We start from the raw sequence: 21,197 nt of genomic DNA, 5'->3' as shown, positions 1-21,197 counted from the left end.
CGGGATCCTGGGTCCGCTGGAAGCGCTGAGGGCCGGTCGGCGGATCGTGGTCCCCGCGGCCAAGCAGCGGGTGGCGCTGGCCACCCTCCTGCTCCACGCCAACCGCTACGTCTCCAACGACCAACTGATCGAGTACCTGTGGGACGGCCGCAGCCCGAACGACGCGCGGGCGGCCCTGCGCACGCACATCGCCCGGTTGCGCCAGGTCCTGGATGACGGGCGCGACGGCGACCGGCTGATTCACACCAGAGAGCACGGTTACCTGCTCCGCGCCGACGGCGCCGACATCGACGTCGCGCTGTTCCGTGGGCTGGTCCGCCGCGCCGACCAGGCCGGGGAGGCCGACGCGCAGGAGGCGCCGCTGCGCGAGGCGCTGGCGTTGTGGCGTGGACCCGCCCTGGCCGACATGCCGTCGCAGGCGCTGCACCAGGACCATGCGGGCCGGCTGGACGAGGAACGGCTGAGGGCACTCGAACGCTCGCTGGAGCTGGCCCTCCTGTCCGGGCGGCACGAGCAGGTCGTGCCCGAACTGAAGAGCGTGACGACCGCGCACCCGCTGCGGGAGCGCCTGTGGGCCCACCTGATGCTCGCCCTCTACCGGTCCGGCCGTCAGGCGGAGGCGCTGCGGGCCTACGGCACCGTCGCCGGCCTGCTGAGAGAGGAGCTCGGCATCGATCCGGGTGCCGACCTGCGGCAGTTGCACCAGTCCATCCTGGTCGCCGACCCCGGCCTGCTGCTTCCCGCGACGGAGCCGTCCGCCGCGTCCGTGACCCGCCGGGGCGACGCGGGCGACGTACCTCCGTCGCAGCTTCCTTCCGACACGGTCGCCTTCACCGGACGCGCCGACCACCTGCGGGTCCTGGACGCCCTGCGGGAGCCGGTCGGCGGCGGGAGCCCGCGGCCGGTCAGGATCGCCGCCATCACCGGTACGGCGGGCGTCGGCAAGTCCGCGCTGGCCGTCCACTGGGCGCACCACGTGCAGCAGCACTTCCCCGACGGGCAGCTCTACGTGAACCTGCGCGGTTTCGGGCCGGACGAGCCGATGGACCCCGCCACGGCGCTGGAACAGCTCCTCCAGGGCCTGTCCGTGCCCGCCCAGCGCATTCCCGCCGACCTCGACGCGCGTTCGGCTCTCTTCCGCAGCGTGCTGTCGGACCGCCGGGTGCTCCTGCTGCTGGACAACGCGCGTACGGTGGCGCAGGTGCTGCCCTTGCTGCCCGGCTCGGCCTGCGTGGTGCTGGTCACCAGCCGCGACCGGCTACGCGGCCTGTCGGTGCACGGCGACACCCGCCATGTCGACCTCAACGTCTTCGCGCCGGAGGAGTCCGCGGCCCTGCTCACCTCGCTCCTCGGGGCCGGCCGTACGCGGGCCGAGCCGCACGCCACCGCCGAGCTGGGACAACTGTGCGCCCACCTGCCGCTGGCGCTGCGCATCGCCGTGGCCAACCTCACGATCGACGGCTACAGGAGCGTGTCCGAGTACGTCGACGACCTGCGCGGGGACGACCGGCTGGGCGCTCTGCAGATCGACGGCGACCAGCAGAGCGCCATCCGCGGCACGCTGGACCTGTCGTACGCCGCCCTGCCGCCACGGACCAGGGCGGTCTTCCGGCTGCTCGGCCTGGTGCCGGGGCCGGACTTCACGCCTGAGGCCGCCGCCGCCCTGACCGGCTCTCCGCTGCCCGCGACCCGGCAGGAGCTGACCCGGCTGACCACGGCGCACCTGATCGACCAGTACGCCCCAGGCCGCTACCGCTTCCACGACCTGCTGCGCCTGTACGCCACCGAACGCGTCCACGCGCAGGAGAGCCCCGAGAGCGTGCGGGAGGCCAGGCAACGCCTCTACGACTGGTACCTGCTGAGCGTCCGGGCCGCCACCGATCTCGTCGAGCCGTACTGGTCCATGCTGCCCGTGCCACAAGGGCTCACCGCGGTCACCCCGGCCGCCTTCGAGGACGTCACGTCGGCGCGAACCTGGCTGGCCGTCGAGCACGCCAACCTGGTCGCGGCCATCCACCAGGCGGTCTCGACCGGCCCGAGACAGTCGGTGTGGCTGCTCGGCGACGCGATGCGCTGCCATTTCTGGACGGGTCGGCGCATGAACGACTGGCTCTCCTGCGCGCAGGCGGCCGTGGCCGTCGCCGAGGAGGAAGGCGACGCGGCGGCCACCGCCGCGGCCCTGCGCGGCCTGGCGGACGCCTACTCGCACCAGGAACAACATCACGCCATCGCCCTGTACGCGCGCGCTCTCTCCTTCGCCGACCAGGCCGGATGGTTCCATGGCAAGAGCGGCATCCTGAGCAACCGCGCCAACACCTACTGGCGTCTGGGCCGGCTGGCGGACGCGGCCGAGTCGCTCGAAGAGGCCATGCGGCTGGACCGGCAACTCGGCCGGGCAGGCGCGTTGAGCTCGAAGCACAACAACCTCGCCGCCGTGTACACACAGCTCGGCCGCCTGGAATCGGCACTGGGCCATCTCACCGTGGCGCTGGAGTTCGGCCCGTCCGGGTTCGTCGAATGCAATCTCGGCGAGGTGCGACTGCTGCAGGGGCACTTCGACCAGGCGCTGCGGCACCTCACCTCGGCCAGGTCGATCCTGCGCGAGAGCGGGAACCACGCCGTCGAACCGTACTGCCTCGTCCTGCTGTCGGATCTCCACTGCGACCTCGGCCGGTACGACGAGGCGGTGGCCCTCGGCGAGCAGGCCCTGGCGCGCAGCCGTGACGTCGAGGACCAGCACGCCGAGTCGCTGGCGCTCAACGCGCTCGGCCGGGCCTACGCGCGGACCGGCCGCCGCGCGCTGGCGGAGCACCAGCACCGGCGAGCCGTGGACCTGGCCGGCGACGACAATCTCTTCCCCGAGACCGCCGGGCTCATCGGCCTGGCCGCCGTGGTCACCGAGCACGCCCAAGCCGTGCCCCTCGCCGAGCGCGCACTCCGGATCGCCCGCGAACGGTCCTTCCGGCTGCTGGAAGGGCTCGCGATGACCGCGCTTGCCGACCTCGCGCTCCGGGCCGGTGACCCCGCCGAGGCGGCCGGTCGGGCGGAGTCGGCGCTGAACGTCCATCGCGAGACCGGCCACCGCCTGGGTGAGGCCCGCACCCTGCGGCTCCTGGGCGAGGCGGTGTCCGCCCTGCACGGCGGCGAGGCCGCCGGGCCGCACCGGCGAGCGGCCGCGACCCTCTTCGCCGAACTCGGCGTCACCGAGCCGACCTGAACCACCGCACGCGCCCGCCAGAACCGGCCCGAACCGCCGTACGCGGACGACCGAACCAGCATGAAACGCCGTACGCGTCGAGCGAGCCGCCCGATGACGGGCGTCAAAAACCGGTCACCATTCCGCGCGGGCCTGCGCCGGAAAACGGTGACAGCAGAGCGTGGCTTTCCGGTTAGTTCGGGGTGCGGGGCGGATGAGGAACCATGAGCCGGGGCTCATAGCTGGGGGGTTGATGAATGTTAAGCGGAGCTCGTATCGGCAGTCGTTACACCGCGAGCCAGGGAGTGAAAACCGGAAGTTCGCTGACCCGGCACCCGCGTACGCGCGGCATGTCCACGGTGATTCAGTTCCCGGCCACCACGACTGATCAGGAAACGGACACGACCGTCACGAAGCCGTTGGTCAGGACCAGGCGCTTCTCGACGTCGACGGTCAAGTCAGAAGGCCAGACCTCACCGGTCCGGACCACGACGGAGACACGGCCACGGCGGCTCTCGGCACCCGTGGGCCCGCAGCGCGACGTCGTACTGAGCAGTGTGAATCGCCCGCTCAAGGTCGACTACACGCCGATCTCCGGCGTGTCCAAGGAACAGGGCGTGACGCACGCCAAGAAGACCTGCGACAAACTGGCCCCTGGGCTGAACATCGCCCCCGACCTTCTCCACCTCGACGACGACGCCCAAACCCGGTTGCTCTTCGCGCTGACGCTCTTCGACCGCAACCTCGGGCTCCTGCCGCCGGGCTTCGACAACGCGCAGGCCGTCAAGCGGCTTCTGCGGTGGACCCTCAAGTCGAAGGCGTTACCCGGCGATCCCGACCAGCGGTTCGAGCGGGAGGCGCTGTCGGTGAGCGGCCTGGTGAAGGTGCTGCTCCTCGACGGCCTGCGACCGCTGTCCAGCAAGGACGTGCTGGAGGTCGGCAAGATCTACAACCCCGCGCGGGTCTCCACGGGCACCGGCACCGTGCGGACGGTCCCCCCGCTCAAGATCGACTTACTGCGGGCCGATCTGTTCAGCGGTCTCGAGCAGGTCATCGACGGGCAGCTCGACTACTTCCAGCCGGGCAAGGGGCAGAAGCTGCAGCGGGTGCCGATGGACTCGCTCAGGCAACTGGCCACCGTCGTGCAGGACTACATGAAGTTCCAGTGCGGCTCCTTTCCCATGGGCAACCCCGACAGCCCGCTCTTCACCGGATACGACCTGTCCAAGCGCATCGAGAGCACCGAATCGGTTCAGATCACCGACGACTTCCTGATGAGCTACGTGATGAACCGGGCGATCGGGGTCGGCTACGGGCCCGAGCACAACGAGTTGTTCACCCGCAGCAACTTCGACGGCACGCGCGACGATTCCGCGCTGTACGACCTGATGCAACAGTTCCTCGGCAGGCCCGGGATACGCGGCAAGGTGGGGCGCTGCATCCAGCTCACGGGTTCGCACTCGGGCGACGGCACGATCCGCCTGAACCCCGTGATCCCTCCCAGCACGTCGCAGAGCACGAACACCTGGCGGTGGGACATGTTGCGTACGATGATCCACGAGTTCCTGCACCACCTCTCGCATCCGGGCTTCAACGCGAAGGCCCAGAAGATCGGGCACGGGCAGATCATCGATGAGGGGTTCGTTGACATGATCACGGCCATCGTTTTCCGGCAGCTCGTCGGTGAGATCACCAAGAAGCCCGACCTGACCGGGCGCTTCCTTCCCCTCCAGGGTCCGATCCTCCCGCCACCCACCTGGCAGCTCAAAACCCAGTACGGCGAGGCCGGCCAGGGGGCAGACAAGATCACGAAGGTGGTCGGCCAGGACCGCGCGTACGCGGCCTTCTTCCTGGGCTCCACCCAGCACGCCGGGCTCAAGTGATCGCCGTGATCGAGAACCGGCGGACAGACGGCGGACTCGCCAAGACCAAGCGATCCGGCGACGTCAATGACATCAACGCGGCCGATTCCGGTCTGCGGCTGGGGCCCGTCTCCCAGCTCGTGGTCACCGGCCACGAGGACCTGGCGGCCCTGCTGAGCGCGGGCGAGCAGGGCTTCTTCGAGAAGGCGGAGGCCCTGCTCGGCACGGTGCCCGAGGGGTTCCCGTCGATGTGGCCCGACGTGGCCGCGCTCGACGACGCCGATCGGCGCTGGTTCCTGCGCGCGGTGCACCTGCTGACGCTCAACGACGAGGCGGCTCCCGAAGACTTCGGCCGCCAGGGGGCCCTCGCACGGCTCGCGCGCTGGGCCCGCGTGCGCGGCAGCGATCCCGACGCCGACGACGGCTCGTTCGAGCGGGAGGTGCTGACGGTCAGCGGCTGGGCGGGCGCCGTGCTCGGGGCGCGGCTGGCCGCCCCGGTCCAGGAGGAGCAGGCGCGGTTGCGGGCCGTATACAACTCGCCCGCGGACGCGGCCCTCGACGAGAAGGCCGACGGGAAGGCCGACCGGCTCCGCGACGCGCTGGCACAGACCCTGGCCGAGCGGGCGGCCCGCTGGGCCCCGCCCGGGGCAGGCGGGCTGGAGTCCGACGACCTCCAGCGGCTCACGGCCATGGCCGCGCAGGTCGAGGCCGTCGTCGTGGACACCTTCTCCCCGTACGTGCGCGCGCGGTTCGACGGCCCGCTGAACGAGGAGTTCCACTACGCCGACCACGTGCACAGCTCGGTGGAGCGGCCCGACGACCTCGACGCGCAGGTGTCCTACCTCTACGACGAGGCCCGCGCCCAGGAGTGGCCGGGCGACCCCGACGAGCTGCGGCAGGGCCTGCGCGAATGGCTGGAGGACGACCCCGAGGCGGCCGCCGAGGTCGCCCGCCTCATCAAGCTCACGCCGTTGCACGGCCTGCCCGACACCGCGGAGGGGGCGGGCCGCTACCGCCGCCGCGTCCGCTTCGACGAGGTGTACCTGCCCACCGACGTCCCCGCCGGGCCACCCGGCGAGTGGCGGTGGGAGCTGGTGCGTGTGGTGATCCACGAGTTGCTGCACCGGCTCGCGCACCCCGCGTTCGTCGACGCGGCCAGGGGCGTCACGCGTCCGCTGGTCCTCACCGAGGGCTTCACCGAGTTGCTCACCGCCGAGGCGCTGGCCGGCGCGTACGGTCTGGCCGCCGCGCACCCCGCCGTCCGGCAGGCGCTCGTCGGCGAGGCCGGTGAGCCGCCGGCGCGGGCGCGGCCGTCCGGCCCGGCCGCCGAAATTCTGGAAATAGTCGGACCGGACAAATTCCGGGCCGCCTATTTCCTCGGTGACATCCGCCTCATCGGTCTCGGCTGATCGTCCGGCCACGGCCGACTACACGAGTGTCACCTCGCCAGTGGGTAGCCGTGGCCGACGGGATGGGCGAGCATGAGGCGGCCCGATTCGGGGGGTCGCTCGGGCATTCATGAGGGGGAAATTTCACGTGCGCGACGATGCGTCATTGCCCAGTTATGAGCTTCTTTTCGGCGACCTCGATCTACGGGCGGGCGACGAGGCCCGGTCGGTTTATTCGCCGGCCGCCTATTTAGTTGATCTGCTGAATTTACTGCGCGGATCATTCGACGAGACGGCCGTTCAGCGGCGCAGGCCGGATCTCGGCGGCATCCCGCTCGACGAGGAACACACCTTCACGCCCACGCCCTACCTCGACATCGTCAACGAGGTGCTGGAGACGCTGGTCGGCCCGAACCCCTACGCGAAACTGCGCGACCTCCAGCACCCCTTCGCCCTGCCGTTCTCGTTCACGGACGCCCGGGTCCGCGTCCACCTGCGCCACCTCGGCATCGACCCGGCCGAGTTCTACCGCCTGTTCGCCTCCCGGTTGGACCGCGACCGGGTCGCCCGCGAGTACCTCGGCCTGTCGACCGACGACGTCGACGCCGTCACCGTCGTCCGCACGGACGAAGCCGGCGTGGCCGAGCGCTACGGCAGGCCGTCGTCCGAGCTGTCGGACGTCGAGGCGTTCCTGGCCGCCACCTCGATGACGGGCGCGGAGCTGGGCGAACTACTCGAAAGCGGCTACAACGAGGGCATCGTCTCGGTCGCGCCGGACGACAGGACCCTCAGGCAGGTCTCGCTCGGCTGGCTCGACCGGGTCAACCGGTTCGTCCGGCTCTCGCGGCGCACCGGCCTGCCGATCACCGAGCTGGACGTCGTGGTCAGCTCGTGCTGCTCGGGGGTGATCGACCTGCGCACGCTGAGCATCCTGGCGGCCGCCGTCCACCTCCACCGCACGTACGACCTCGCGTACGACGTGATCGCGGGGCTGACGAGCCGGACCCTGCCGGACACCGTGGACGACGTGCCGGTGCCGCCGGGCGACCTCCTCGCGCCGCAGAACCGTGACTACCGCCTGCACTTGGCACGTTCCATCGACCTGGCCGAGGCCGACATCGTGACGGTCGTCCAGCGGTTCCGCGACCGCTACGCCACCCCGGCCGAGGCGGGCCCGTTCGACCGCGGGATCGGGACGGCCGCGCTGTCGCTGCTGCACCGCGTGGCGCGGCTGGTCTCCGCGCTCGGCGTGTCGGTGGAGGAGCTGTTCACGCTCCTGTCGGCGCTGGAGGCCGACCCGGCGCTGCGCCGCCACAGCACCTTCCCCGTCCTGCCGGTGCTCGAACCGAGCACGACCGACTGCTACCGCATCCTCGAAGGCACGAACGCGCCGTCGAGCCTGTGGCTGACCCAGACGCTGCTGGCCCTCACCGCCTGGATGCGCGACCACGGGTTCGGCGCGCGGGACCTGGCCGAGATCCTCGGCGAGCCGGCCACGCCGGAGTCGGAGGAGGAGCAGCAGGCGGTGCTCGCCGCGATCAAGGACAGATTCGAGACCGTCGCGCTCGACGCCGGGCGATTCGTCTCCGACCGGTTCGACGAGCGGGCGGCCAGGGTCGTGCACGGCACGCTCACCGCGTACGCGGACGGCGTGGTCTCGCCGCGCGATCCGCGGCTGCTGCGCATCGACCCGGACGTGATGCCGCTCGCCGCGTACGACGCCGTCACCGGTCTGGCCGTGCTGACCGGCGCGGACTTCCACGGCCTCGGCCTGGCCGACCGGCTGATCACGAAGATCTTCACCAACCTCGTCCTGTCCGGCGTGCTGCAGCCCGACGGCCGGCTCACCAGCGAGGACCTGCCCGCGCGGCCGATCCTGGCCGGCGACTACGAGGAGCTGGCCCACGACCTGTTCACCGCCATCGCGAGTCTTGACGGCGCCTTCTACCCCTCCGACCTGGCCGGGCGCTTCCCCGAGCTGACCGCGAGCGAGCACGAGGAGCTGTACGACAACCTCGTCCACAACGGCTACCTCGACGAGACGGGCCAGGTCGTCGACCCCGGCCTATTCACCGACCCGGCGAGCGCCGTGCCGTTCACCGCGTCGGCGGACCTCGGCGACGTGGCCGAGGGGGTCTTCGCCGCGCTGACCGCGCGGATCGACCGGTTCCGCCGGGCCACGATCACGCTCGACCCCGGCGTCTTCGCCGCCTTCCGGCTGACCGAGACGCAGTCGGCGGCGCTGGTGGAGAGCCTGCGCTTCAACGGCGTCATCGACGCGCACGACGCCTACGTCGACAAGGCGCTGCCCGACGACCTCGGGCTCATGCTGGAGTTCTATCCGATCCGACGCGCCGTCCTGGAGGCGATGCGCGGCCAGATCGCCGCCGTACGGACCGAGCTGTACACCTTCACGCCCGATGACTTCGCGCCGGTCGCCGAGCAGGCGATCGGGCGGCGGGTCGCGGACCGGCTCGACGGCGGGATCACCGAGGAAGGACGCGTACGCGAGGCCGCCCGCGCGCTCTTCGACGACCCCGCGGGCGCGGTGGATCTCGGACCCGGGTTCACCGCCGCTGACGGCGCCCTGGTCCATCAGCGGATCGCGGCGATCCTGGCGGCGGGGCGGCCGTACCGGCTCGACCTGGACGCGGTGGCCGAGCTGGGCTTCGACGGGGACGAACGGTCCCAGCTCGTCGAGCTGCTCGTCCAGGCCGGGCACCTCGACGTCGCGCTGGGCGTGCCGTGGGACCGGCTGGCCTACTTCGGCACGGTCACCAACGCGCTGGACTTCACCCTGCCCGGCGCGGAGGACTACAGCAGGGACGTCTTCTTCCTGCTGCACCCGGTCGCCACCGCGATCATGGCGGCCGTGGACGAGGTGGCCGGGCAACTCGACGAGCTGGCCGTGGCGCAGTACGAGGCGTTGCCCGCCGTGTTGCAGGACGCCTTCGGCGTGGCCGCACCGGTGATCGAGGCCATCAGCGCGGCGGTCACCCCGGACGCGTCCGACGTCCTCGTCACGCCCGCGCTGGCCGGCGACAGCAGCGACATCACCGTCGATCCGCACTTCCTGCGCACCTACCGCAGGATCCGGCGGTTCGCCCGGCTGGCCGCCAAGCTCGGCCTGGACGCCACCGAGGTCGCGGTCGCCTTCCACGATCAGGACCTGGCCGGCAAGTTCCCCGAGCCGCTCGCCCTGCCGCCCGGCATCGACCGCTTCGACGCGCTGCTCACCGGCGGCGACGGCAGGATCTACCTGTTCAAGGCCACGGACTACTGGATCTACTCGGCGGCCACCCATGCGCTCACCGATCCGCGGCCCAAGCCGCTGAGCGAGCTGTCCGCGCACTTCACCGCCCTGGCCGGGGTGGACGCCGCCTTCGTACGGCCCGACGGCGTGGAATGGATCGTCGGCCGGGGCGTCGACGGCCTCTCGCACGCCTTCACCCGCGACCCCGGCGGCTCCCGCTGGGCCCCCAAGGACCAGGTCTGGGGCAAGGTCAGGAACAACTTCACCGACCCCAAGCGGATCGACAACGTGTTCGCCGACGGCGACGGCCGGACGTACGTCTTCAGCGGCGACCAGTACGTGCGCTACTCCACCGACGACTACACCCACGCCGACGAGGGCTACCCGCGCTCGATCGGCGAGTGGTGGGAGGGCGAGGGGCGTGACACGCCGCTGCCCGAGGCGTTCCGCTTCGCGGTCGACGCGGCCTTCCGTGGGCATGACGGGCGCACCCACGTCTTCAGCGGCGACCGGTGGTTCGACGGCGTCACCGAGGCGCCGCTCGCCGAGCGCTGGGGCCGGGTGCGCAACACGTTCGCCGCCGCCGAGCGGATCGACGCGGCGTACGCCGACGGCGAGGGCTGCCTGCTGTTCGCCGGCAACCAGGTGGTGCGCTACACCGACAGCCTGGAGAACGAGGGCGTGCGGGTGGCCGACGGTTACCCGCGCCGGATCGAGTCGTGGCGCGCGGACGTCCCCGCCGAGTTCGAGGGCGCGGTCGAGGCGGCCTTCCAGGACGGTACGGGGACGGTCCACCTGTTCAGGGACGGCAGGACCGTCGCGCTCGGCCGTACCGGCGCGGGCCCGGTCACGCCGACCGTGGAGCGCTGGGGGCTGATGCGGCCCGTGCTGCGCGACGGCCGGGTGGACGCGGCGTTCGTCGGGCTGGACGGCAAGACGTACCTGTTCAGCGGCGACCGCTACGTGCGGTACTCGACGGCCGACTACTCGCTCGCCGATCTCGGCTACCCGCGCGCCGTCGCGGGCGACTGGGGCGGCCTCGACCGCGTGGACGCGGCGTTCGTCATGGACGGCGCGACCCACCTGTTCGGCCCGGTCGGCCAGATACTCGACCTGCCGGCCGACTACGAGGCCGAGCTGGCCTCGGGGCGGCTCTCCCCGGCGCTGCGCCGCCGCCTGCAGGAGCACCACGTCACCCTGCCCGACGACGCGCGGGTCACCGGCGCGGCGCCGGAGTGGAGCGTCGCCGCCGAGGGCGGGATCCGCCTGACGATCCGCCGCGCCGGTGAGCGGATCAAGGTGTACGGCGACGACACGACCTTCTACGTCCGCTACTCGACCAGGGACTACACGGTCCCCGACGCCGGATACCCGCGGCCGCTGGCCGACAACTGGTGGAACCTGCCGGTGACGCTGGCCGCCGACCCCGGCTTCGCGCGCGTCGACGCCGTGTTCACCGGCCAGGACAACCAGACGTACCTGTTCTCCGGTGACCGGTTCGTCGTCTTCGACGCCCGGCACCGCTGGTGGTCGGAGCCCCGCACGCTGCGCGAGCGGTGGGACAGCCTGCTGCCGTTCGACCATGTCGACGCCGCGTTCGTCGGCAAGGACGGCCGGACGTACGTCTTCTCCGACGACCTCTACGTGCGCTATTCCACGGCCGACCTCAGCCAGGTGGACGACCGGTTCCCGGCAGGCGTGAGCGGGTTCTGGGGCAAGGTGGTCAACAACGTCGCGCGTACCGGGCGGGTCGACGCCACGCTCGTCCTCGACGCCGTCGAGCAGGTCGACGGCGTCGAGGTGACGCGTACCTACACCTACCTGTTCTCCGGCGACCAGTACGTCCGCTACCGCGACCACGACTACTCGGCCGTCCAGGACGGGTATCCGCGGGCGATCTCCGCCCTGTCGGAGGAGCCCCGGCTGGCGAATCTCGGCGTCCGGCTGAGCGGTGTGGACGCGGCGTTCGCCGACCGGCGCAACGTCCACCTGTTCCGCGACGGCGAGTGGCACGTGGTGTCCGACACCGTCTACCGGAAGTACGACGACCTCCACCTGACCGGGCTCTCGTGCGCGTTCGTGGACCACGGCGCGGTCTTCGTGGAGCGGGAGGGCGAGTGGCGGCGGCACGCGGCGCTGGAGGGGCCGGAGTCGAGCGTGCCGACCAGGCCGCTCACGCTGCGTACGGTGCCCGCGGAGTACCGTACGGGACTCGACGCGGTGCTGACCGGCCGTGACGGCACGACGTACCTGTTCAAGGGCGCCACCTGTCACAACACGGCGGTCAACCGGGACTACCCGCTGGCCGAGGAGTGGGGCCGCCCGCGTAACACGATTTATCAGGACAACGCGGTGGATGCGGCGTTCGTCGGCCGGGACGGCAGGACGTACCTGTTCCGCGGCGACCAGTTCGTGGTGTACGGCGAGTCGCTGGACACGATCGAGGGCGACCCCAGGCCGATCGCCGCGCACTGGGGCGGGCTGACCAGCGTCGCCCTCGCCTACGTCCGGCACGGGGTCACCCACCTCTTCGAGCACCCCGACGAGACCGGCGCGATGCGGCACGTCGTCTACACCGGTGAGCGCGGGCCCTACGGGGAGCCCGACGAGGGCTATCCGGCGTCGGCCGACGAGTCCTTCTGGAAGGTCCCCGACCTCTTCCCCACGCCGCAGGCCGTGCTGTTCGAGAACGACACCATGCTGCTGCTGGCCGGTGAGCGGTACGTACCGTTCAACGACGAGAGCGGCCAGTGGTCCTACCCGAGGCCGATCGAGCGCATCTGGCGCGGTTTCGGGCGCGGCGTGGAGCCGGGCGACACGCTGCGCGCCGCGTTCACCGCCGCCGACGGCTCGACCTACTTCTTCTTCACCGAGCACTACACCCGCTACGCCGACCGCGCCTTCTCCCCGCTGCGGCCGATCCGCGAGCGCTGGGGGAAGACGGCCAACCCGTTCGTGCCCGACGAGGGCGGGTCCGTGGACGCGGCGATCGTGTTCGGCGACGACGCGACGTTCCTGTTCTCCGGCGCCCAGTACGTCCGCTACACCGGCGCCGAGTACCGCTACGTAGACCCCGGCTACCCGAAGGCCGTCGCGGTCAACCTGCGGGCCGAACCGGAGTTCGCCGGCCTGCCCGAGTCGTTCGAGGACGCGGTGGCGGGGCGGCGGATCGACGCGGCGGTGGCCAATGGCCGCAGCGCCTACCTGGTCGTGGGCGGCGCCCTGCACGTCGTCTCGCGCGCCCCGGCCGCCACGTACGAGATCGGGCTGCTCGGACGGGTCCGCAACACCATCGCCGAACGGCAGCGGGTGGACGCGGCGCTGGTCCGCGAGCAGGAGACGTTCCTGTTCTGCGGCGACCAGTACGTCCGCTACACCGGCGGCGACTACGAATACGCCGACGACGGCTACCCGCGCACGATCGCCGGGTCGCTGGAGCGCGAGCTGGAGCTGCGGTCGTTGCCGGCCGAGTTCGAGGACGGCGTGGACGCCGCCTTCCGCGCCCACGACCGCCGCGTCTACCTGTTCAAGGGCACGCGGTTCCTGGTCGACGGCGTGGTCAGGCCCGTCGCCGAGCGGTGGGGCAAGGTGCTCAACCAGTTCGCCGCCAGCCCCGTCATCGACGCCGCGTTCGTCGCCCCCGGCGGAGAGCTGTACGCGTTCCGCGGCGAGCAGTACGTGCGTTACTCGGCCGCCCTCGACGTCGTGGACGAGGGCTTTCCCCGGACGATCCGCGACGACTGGGGCAACCTGCCCGAGTCCCTCGAAACCGGGATCACCGGCGCGTGCGTCCTGAAGGACGTCACGTACCTGATCAAGAACGACCAGTACATGCGGTACCAGGGCCGCTACGACGAGCCCGACTGGACCTTCGCGCAGCCGATCCGGCACCGGTGGTCCGACACGGCCGACTACCGGCTCACCGACGTGCACACCATCACCCGCTTCGCCGAGCTGGCCCATGCCCGTCCCGGGCTCGCCGAACTGCTCGGGATGGGCGCGGCCGATCCGTACGAGCGGCTGGCCGGGCTGTTCGGCTGGGACGCCGACGAGCTGCGCTGGCTCAAGCGCAACGCCGGGCTGATCACCGAGTTGCCGGTGGAGGAGGAGCGCTTCGAGATCGAGTTCGTGCTCAAGCTCGTCGAGGTGTTCGCGCTGGCCGACCGGGCGGGCACCGGGCCCTCGCGGCTCTACCTGGACGTCTGGACCAAGCCCGACCCGGCCGCCGCCCTCGCCCTGCTGCTGCGCCGCAAGGTCGGCGAGCAGGAGTGGGAGGCCGTCTCCCGTACCGTGCGCAACGAGCTCAACGTGCTCAGGCGGGACGCTCTCGTGCCCGCCGCGCTGCACCTCCACCCCGACATCGACGGCGTGCGCGCGCTCTACGAGCGCCTGCTCGTAGACGTCGAGATGGGCGCGGAGGGCGACACCTCACGCGTGCGCGAGGCGATCGCGGCGGTCCAGCTCTACGTGCACCGCTACCTGCTCGACCTGGAGAAGGTCCTCCCGGACGACGAGGAGCTGCGGCGCAGGGTCAAGGTCTGGTGGTCGTGGCTGAAGAACTACCGGATCTGGGAGGCCAACAGGAAGGTCTTCCTCTACCCGGAGAACTACCTGCGGCCCGAGCTGCGCGACACCAAGACCCCGGCGTTCCGCGAGCTGGAGAACGACCTGCTGCAGGGCGAGATCACCACCGAGAACGTGCAGCGCGCCTACAAGCGCTACCTCGACGAGTACACCGAGGTCTCCCGGCTGTCCATCGCCGGGGCGTACGTCTACCGCGAGGACGGGGCGGAGGAGGGGGTGCGCCGGCTGGTGCTGTTCGGCCGCACCAGGACCGAGCCGCGCCGCTACTACTACCGCGCCGCCGAGTTCCGCGACGGCGAGAGGCTGTCGGCCACCTGGGAGCCGTGGCTGAAGGTCGACGCCCAGATCGACAGCGACCGGGTCGACCCGGTGCACGCGTTCGGCCGGGTCTTCGTGTTCTGGCCGGTCGTGGAGACCGTGGCGCCGGAGACGTCCGGCACGACCACGATCGTCACCCGCCGCGACGGCGACAAGCAGAACGTGGAGCCGCCGCCGCCCACGTACCGGGTGCGGATCTCCTACTCGTTCTGCAATCTCAACCAGGAATGGGTGACCCCCCAGGAGCTGCCGCCCGGCCCGCCGGTGAACCTCCCGATCAGCGACGTCCGCCTGTCCGTCCAGGCGTCGGCCGTCCTGCCGGGCGGCGACCCGGGCGAGCACGACTCGATCGTCGTGTCGTGCTCGTACCACGTCACCGTGCCCGACCTGCCCGGCAGGCCGCCCAGGAAGGTGCCGCTGTCGATGGCGTACGCGCTCACCCCCGAGCTGTACGCGGTGCCGGTCGCGACCCCGGCCGAGCCGGTCAGGCTCGTGGAGCTGTCGAAGATCTTCGCCGAGCCCGGGGCGATCGACCCGGCGAGCGTGGTCCAGGTCAACAGCGCGGCCGGGTCGCAGGACGGCCCGTGGTTCAGCGTGGACCACAAGGGCGGCAGCTTCCTGTGCCGTCCGATGATCCCCGACCCCAAGGGCGACCCGCGGCCGGGCGAGGTGGCCGGCAACGGCGACCGGCTGCCCGCCTGGACGGCGATACACGCGGGCTTCGAGCTGGGCGACACCCGGTACTTCTTCACCCAGGACGAGTACCTGCCGGTCAAGCAGGTGGGCAAGCTACGCGTCACCAACGACAAGATCGTGGACCGGTGGGGCTTCGCCCGCAGCCCGCTGACCGAGTCGGGCACCGTGGACGCGATGCTGGTCCGCGGCGACCGCACGTACGTGTTCTCCGGCGCCGACTACTACTGCTACGAGGGCGCGCCCTTCGGCCTGATGGCGCCCGGCTACCCGAAGCCCATCGCGACCAACGACGACACCCTGCCGAGGTGGTCGCGGATCGACGCCGCGTACACCGCCGCCGACGTCGAGTACTTCTACTCCACCGAACACGGCTTCACCAGCTCGAACGTGCTCAAGGGCACGGCTGCCTCCTGGTCGCCTGGCATCGACCTGAGCTGGCTGTCGCCCCCGAAGGACAACAAGGACAAGGACCGGGACAGGCAGCCGCTGCCCAAGGTGCCGCAGCTCGACGCGCTGCTGCTGCGCAAGGACGGCCGCGACAGGAACGTCCTGTTCGTCATCGCCGGCAAGCGCTACGCCCGCTACACCGACGGCGCCGAGCAGCCGGACGAGGCTCCCAAGCCGCTCTCCGACAGCGGCAACGACAACCTGCCGCGCTCGGGGAACGTGCACGCGGCCTACCGCCACGGGGACCTGTCCTACTTCTTCGACAACACCGCGCACACGTACGTCGTGCACGGCAACAAGGGCCAGATCGGGGCCGGCCACCAGACGTCCGGCCTCGGGCGGGTGCCCACGCTGATCCCCCGCTCCGGCCGGGTCGACGCCGCCTACCTGGACGGCGACCACCTCTACCTGACCAGCGGCGAGGAGTACGTCCGCTACACGATCAAGGACGGGGCCGTCCCCGACCTCATCGACCCCGGCTACCCGAAGGCGCTCCCCACCCGCGTCCGGGCCGTCTTCCCGCGCGGCGAGCGCCACTACGTGTTCGGCGACCGCGTCTACGCCGTGCTCCAGGACGGGCAGGAACTGGCCGACCTGCGCCGCGAGGAGTTCCACGGCATCGAGGGGAGCTGGCGCTCGCTGCCGCCCGGCTTCCTCGACGTCTTCACCGGGGCCATGGACACCGCCGACAAGCTGTTCCTCTTCCTCGGTTCCGAGTACATCGCCTATCCCAAGGGCGCGACGCTGCTGCGGCCGTACGAGTTCGCGGCGCTGCCCCACGAGATCATCCGGCTGACGTCGAGCACGGCGTTCGAGCTGAACCGGCGGCTGCTGGTCGGCGGGGTGCCCGGACTGCTGGCACCGGAGACCCAGGAGACCGACGAGCTGCCGGCGTTCAGCACGACCGGGTCGGGGCCTACCACGATCAAGGTCACGTCCGACGTCGCGGGCACCCCCGCCAGCTCGCACCTGGACTTCCAGAGCGCCAACGGCCGCTACTACTGGGAGATCTTCTTCCACGCGCCGCTGCTCATCGCGCAGGCGCTCAATGCCGCCCAGCGCTTCGAGGACGCCAGGCGCTGGTACGAGTACGTCTTCGACCCCACGGAGGAGACCTACTGGCGGTTCCTGCCGTTCCTCGCCGTCGACCTGCGGGCGCTGGTGGACGGCTGCCTGGCCGACCTCGACGCGCTCAAGCCCGCCGACGTGGAGACGCCGCTCAGGGAGATCCTGGGCAGGGTGGCGGACCTGATCCCGGCCTTCGAGCAGGCCCGCGAAGCCACCCAGGACGAGCTGACCTGGCTGACCTCACTCGCCACCGGCAAGCTGCCGCCGATCCTCGACGGGCTCTCCGGGCTCTCCGGCGACACCGCACGCTCCCTGCGGGAGAGGGTGGGCCTGCTCGCCCGGCTCCGCCGCCAGTACGAGCTGATGGGCGACCACCGGGCGCTGCTCAAGGCGTACCGGGACGACCCGTTCGACCCGCACGCGATCGCCGAGCTACGGCCGTCCGCCTACCGCAGGGCGGTGGTCATGGCCTACGTCGACAACCTGCTCGACTGGGGTGACCTGCTGTTCGGGCAGCACACGATGGAGAGCGTCGACGAGGCGCGGATGCTCTACATCCTCGCCTACGACCTGCTGGGCCGCCGTCCTGAAGGCGTCGGCACCCGTACGCTCGACCCCGCCAGGACCTACGACCAGCTCCGCGCGCTGGAGCCGGCGAGGGAGGCGGATCCGTACGCGGAGCGGCTGACCGCGGGCGGCACGCTGCTCGACGGCCTGGGCGTCGTCCACAAGAGCGTCGCCGACACGTACTTCTTCATCCCGGGGAACACAAACCTCGGCGACTACTGGACCAGGGTCGAGGACCGGCTGCGCAAGATCAGGGCCTCGCTCGACCTCATGGGCGTCAGCCGCCCGCTGCCGCTGTTCGAGCCGCCGGTCGACGTGATGGCGCTGGTACGGGGTGCCGCCGCCGGGCTCTCGCCGGACCAGTCGGCCGCCCGGCCGGCCGCCAGGGTGCCGCACCAGAGGTTCGCCGCCACCTTCCGCAAGGCGCAGGAGCTGGTGGACCGGCTGCGCCAGTTCGGCGGCGACCTGCTGGCCGCGCTGGAGAAGCGGGACGGCGAGGAGCTGACGCTGCTGCAGTCGCGTCAGGAGAGCACGATCCTGAGCATGACCCGTGCGATCAAGGAGGCGCAGGTCAAGGCGGCCACCGAGGGCCTGCGGGAGGCGGAGTCCTCGCTCGCCGCCGCGATCGAGCGCCGCGACTGGTACGACCACCTGATCAGCTCCGGGCTCAGCCCTCTGCAACTGGCGCAGATCACCATGATGTCGGGCGCCGTCGCCGCCCACTTCTACTCGGGCGGGCTCAAGATCGCCTCGGCCATCGCGTACGCGGTGCCTGAGACGTACCTCGGCCCGTTCATCCTGGGCACCGAGTACGGCGGGCAGCACCTCGGCCAGGTGATCGACAAGGGCGCCGAGACGGCCGAGACCCTGGGCGAGGCGCTCAGCGTGATGGGCGAGCTGCTCGGCGTGCGGGCCGAGCAGGAGCGCCAGATGGAGGAATGGCGCTTGCAGTCGATGACGGCCAGGTCCGACATCGTCCAGCTCGGCCACCAGGTCGCGGGGGCCGGGTTCCAGCTCGCCATCGCCCGGCGGGAGCTGGAGCTGACCAACCAGGAGATCGCCCACGCGGAGGCGGTCGTCACGTTCCTCACCGGGAAGTTCACCAGCGCCGAGCTGTACCAGTGGATGTCGGCGCGGCTGGCGGCCCTGTACTTCCAGAGCTACCACCTGGCCCTGGAGACGGCCAAGGCCGCCGAACGCGCCTACCAGTACGAACGCGGCGTCGACGAGACGATCCTGCAGCCGGTCTACTGGGAGAGCCGGCGAAAGGGCCTGCTGGCCGGCGAGACCCTCGCCGTCGACCTGGACCGGCTCGGCAAGGCGTACCTGGACGGCGACGCGCGCGGCCTGGAGATCGTCAAGCGGGTGTCGCTGCTGCAGCTCGACCCGCTGGCCGTGCTCAAGCTGAAGAGCACGGGCCGCTGCGAGTTCGCGCTGACCGAGGCGCTGTTCGACCGCGACTTCCCCGGCCACTACCGGCGCCGGATCAGGACGCTGTCGGTCACCTTCGTGGGCGGCGAGGACCAGATCGGGATCAACGCCACGCTCACCCAGCTCGGGCACAAGACCGTGCTGTCCGCCGACCCTCGGGCCGTGCGGTTCCTGCTGGAGGCCAAGGGCTCGCCACCCGACTCCGTACGCTCCGACTGGCGGCCCGGCCAGCAGATCGCGCTGTCCGACCCGGAGCCGGGCCGCGATAACAACGGCCTGTTCGAGCTGCGTTTCGACGACGACAGATACCTGCCGTTCGAGGGCACCGGGGCGGTCTCCACCTGGCGGCTCGAAACCAACGGGCCGCCGCCGGCCGAGCTGTTCGACGTGGTCGTCACCGTCAAGTACGCGGCCGAGCAGGGCGGCGCGGTCTTCGCCAACGCGGTGAAGGGGATGCTCAAGCCCTACCCGGCGGGCCGCTACATCGACGTCGCCGGCGAGTTCCCCGAGCAGTGGCGACAGTTCCAGGAGGGCGAGGACGGCGTGCTCGCGCTGCCGCTCGTCCCGGAGATGTTCCCCCGCATGAACGGGCGGCAGGTCACCGGCATCTACGCCACGTACGAGGCCGACCGGCCGGGGGCCGCGCGCCTCCTGCTCAACGGTGACCGGCGACTGGCCCTGGAGCAGGGCACGGTGGTGCGGACGCCGGGTCTGAGCGTGGGCGTCACGCCGTTGACGCTGGTGGCCGACGGCGACCGTACGGCACTCGTGAACGTGGGCCTCATCCTCACGTACCGGGCCGTCTGATCGAGGGTCACCACTCAACCGGGGACGGCCGGCCTCAGAACCTGGCCGACCGTCCCCGTACCCGGTCAATCTTCCGGAAAATGCACGTCAGAGGCGGTATTGGTCGAGGGCAGGCGGGCATTGAGGCGGGCGTCCCACCTCATGCCCGAGGAGAGCCATGTCCCTGTCACGCCTCGCCGCCGCATCGGGACTGGCCCTGGTGTTGGCGACCGGCTGCGGCGGCAGCACGACCAGGCGGGCCGTCCCCGCCCGCCCGGCCTCCCCCACCGCCGAGACCCTGCCGTCGTTCCACCAGCCGCCGGAGCTGAGGAGCAGCGACGGTCTGCTGCGCGTGCGGCTGCTGGTGGAGCAGCGCACCGTACGGCTGGCGGGCCAGAACGTGCGGGCGATGACGTACAACGGCCACTACATGCCGCCGACCCTCCGCCTGCGCCCCGGCGACCGGCTGGACCTGACCCTGGTCAACCGGCTGGGCAACGACACCAACCTGCACACCCACGGCTGGCACGTCTCCCCGAGCGGCAACTCCGACAACATCTACCTGCACATCAAGCCGGGAGAGAGCTTCCACCACAGCTATCACCTGGGCAAGGACTTCGCCCCCGGCACCTACTGGTACCACTCGCACGCGCACGGGTACACGGAGGCGCAGGTGTTCTCCGGGCTGTCGGGCGCGATCATCGTCGACGGCCTCGACCGCTATCTCCCACCGGAGCTGCGCGGCATCACCGAGCGCCTGATCGCGCTCAAGGACTTCCAGGTCAGGAACGGCGCCATCCCCACCACCAAAATCGACAGCAACGCCCCCACCAACCGGACCGTGAACGGACTCATCAACCCCGTCATCAGCATCCGCCCCGGCGAGACCCAACTCTGGCGGCTGGCCAACATCGGCGCCAACATCGCCTACAACGTGCAACTCAAGGGCACCCGCTTCACCGTGCTGGCCCAGGACGCCAACCCCGTCGACCGCACGTGGAGCGCCGAAGCCCTGCTCCTGCCGCCGGGCGCCCGCTACGACGTGCTCGTGCAGGGCCCTCCAGAAGGCCGGACCAACCTGGTCACCACGCCCTACTCCACCGGCCCGGCCGGCGACTCCTACCCGGAGAAGACGCTCGCCACCCTGATCTCCTCGGGCACCCCCATGCGTCCGGCCGCCATCCCCGCCGACTTCGCCGCGATCGACGACCTGAGCCACGACCCGCTGGCCCAGCGACGTACCATCACCTTCTCCGAGAACAGCGGGGCCAACCAGTTCTTCATCAACGGCAAGCTCTTCGACGCCAACCGCATCGACGTGCGGGCCAAGCTCAACACCACCGAGGAATGGCTCGTCCGCAACGCCTCCGACGAGCAGCACACCTTCCACGCGCACGTCAACGACTTCCAGGTGATGAGCGTCAACGGCCGGCCGTACCCGTTCCGTGGGTGGCAGGACACCGTCCAGCTGCCCACCCGGGGCGAGGTCGTCATCCGCATGCGGTTCCGCAACTTCACCGGGAAGTACCCCTTCCACTGCCACATCCTCAGCCACGAGGACGGCGGCATGATGGGCAACCTCGAAGTCGTCCCGTGAGCGG

The 21,197-nt window shown here is 71.0% G+C and carries 5 protein-coding genes; all 5 read left to right on the top strand.

Annotated elements, in window-relative coordinates; all coding sequences use genetic code 11:
- Positions 1–46 precede the first annotated feature (46 nt).
- The 5 genes from ABD844_RS19335 (at position 47) to ABD844_RS19315 (ending at position 21,193) form a co-directional block, all read left to right on the top strand.
- Entirely contained in the window at positions 47–3,217 is a 3,171-nt protein-coding gene (locus ABD844_RS19335) for an AfsR/SARP family transcriptional regulator (protein ID WP_344879242.1), read from the top strand.
- Between the two features lie 536 nt (positions 3,218–3,753).
- On the top strand, positions 3,754–5,079 hold the full coding sequence (locus ABD844_RS19330; RefSeq protein ID WP_344879239.1) for a hypothetical protein: 1,326 nt from the start codon (positions 3,754–3,756) through the stop codon (positions 5,077–5,079).
- 5 nt (positions 5,080–5,084) lie between these two features.
- The gene (locus ABD844_RS19325; protein ID WP_344879236.1) at positions 5,085–6,467 is read left to right on the top strand and encodes a hypothetical protein; all 1,383 of its coding nucleotides are present in this window, start codon (positions 5,085–5,087) and stop codon (positions 6,465–6,467) included.
- A 145-nt stretch (positions 6,468–6,612) separates the two neighbouring features.
- On the top strand, positions 6,613–19,617 hold the full coding sequence (locus ABD844_RS19320) for a Tc toxin subunit A-related protein (RefSeq protein ID WP_344879233.1): 13,005 nt from the start codon (positions 6,613–6,615) through the stop codon (positions 19,615–19,617).
- Positions 19,618–19,774: 157 nt separating this feature from the next.
- Positions 19,775–21,193, top strand: a complete 1,419-nt coding sequence (locus ABD844_RS19315) for a multicopper oxidase family protein (protein WP_344879230.1) — start codon at positions 19,775–19,777, stop codon at positions 21,191–21,193.
- The last annotated feature ends 4 nt before the right edge of the window (positions 21,194–21,197 follow it).

Source organism: Nonomuraea antimicrobica (assembly GCF_039536965.1).
Taxonomy (GTDB): domain Bacteria; phylum Actinomycetota; class Actinomycetes; order Streptosporangiales; family Streptosporangiaceae; genus Nonomuraea; species Nonomuraea antimicrobica.
This window is presented reverse-complemented; position numbering and strand designations above follow the sequence as displayed.

What these genes read in the sequence shown, in the direction of transcription:
- ABD844_RS19315 (WP_344879230.1), top strand. Translation starts at nt 19,775, where the DNA reads ATGTCCCTGTCACGCCTCGCCGCCGCATCGGGACTGGCCCTGGTGTTG.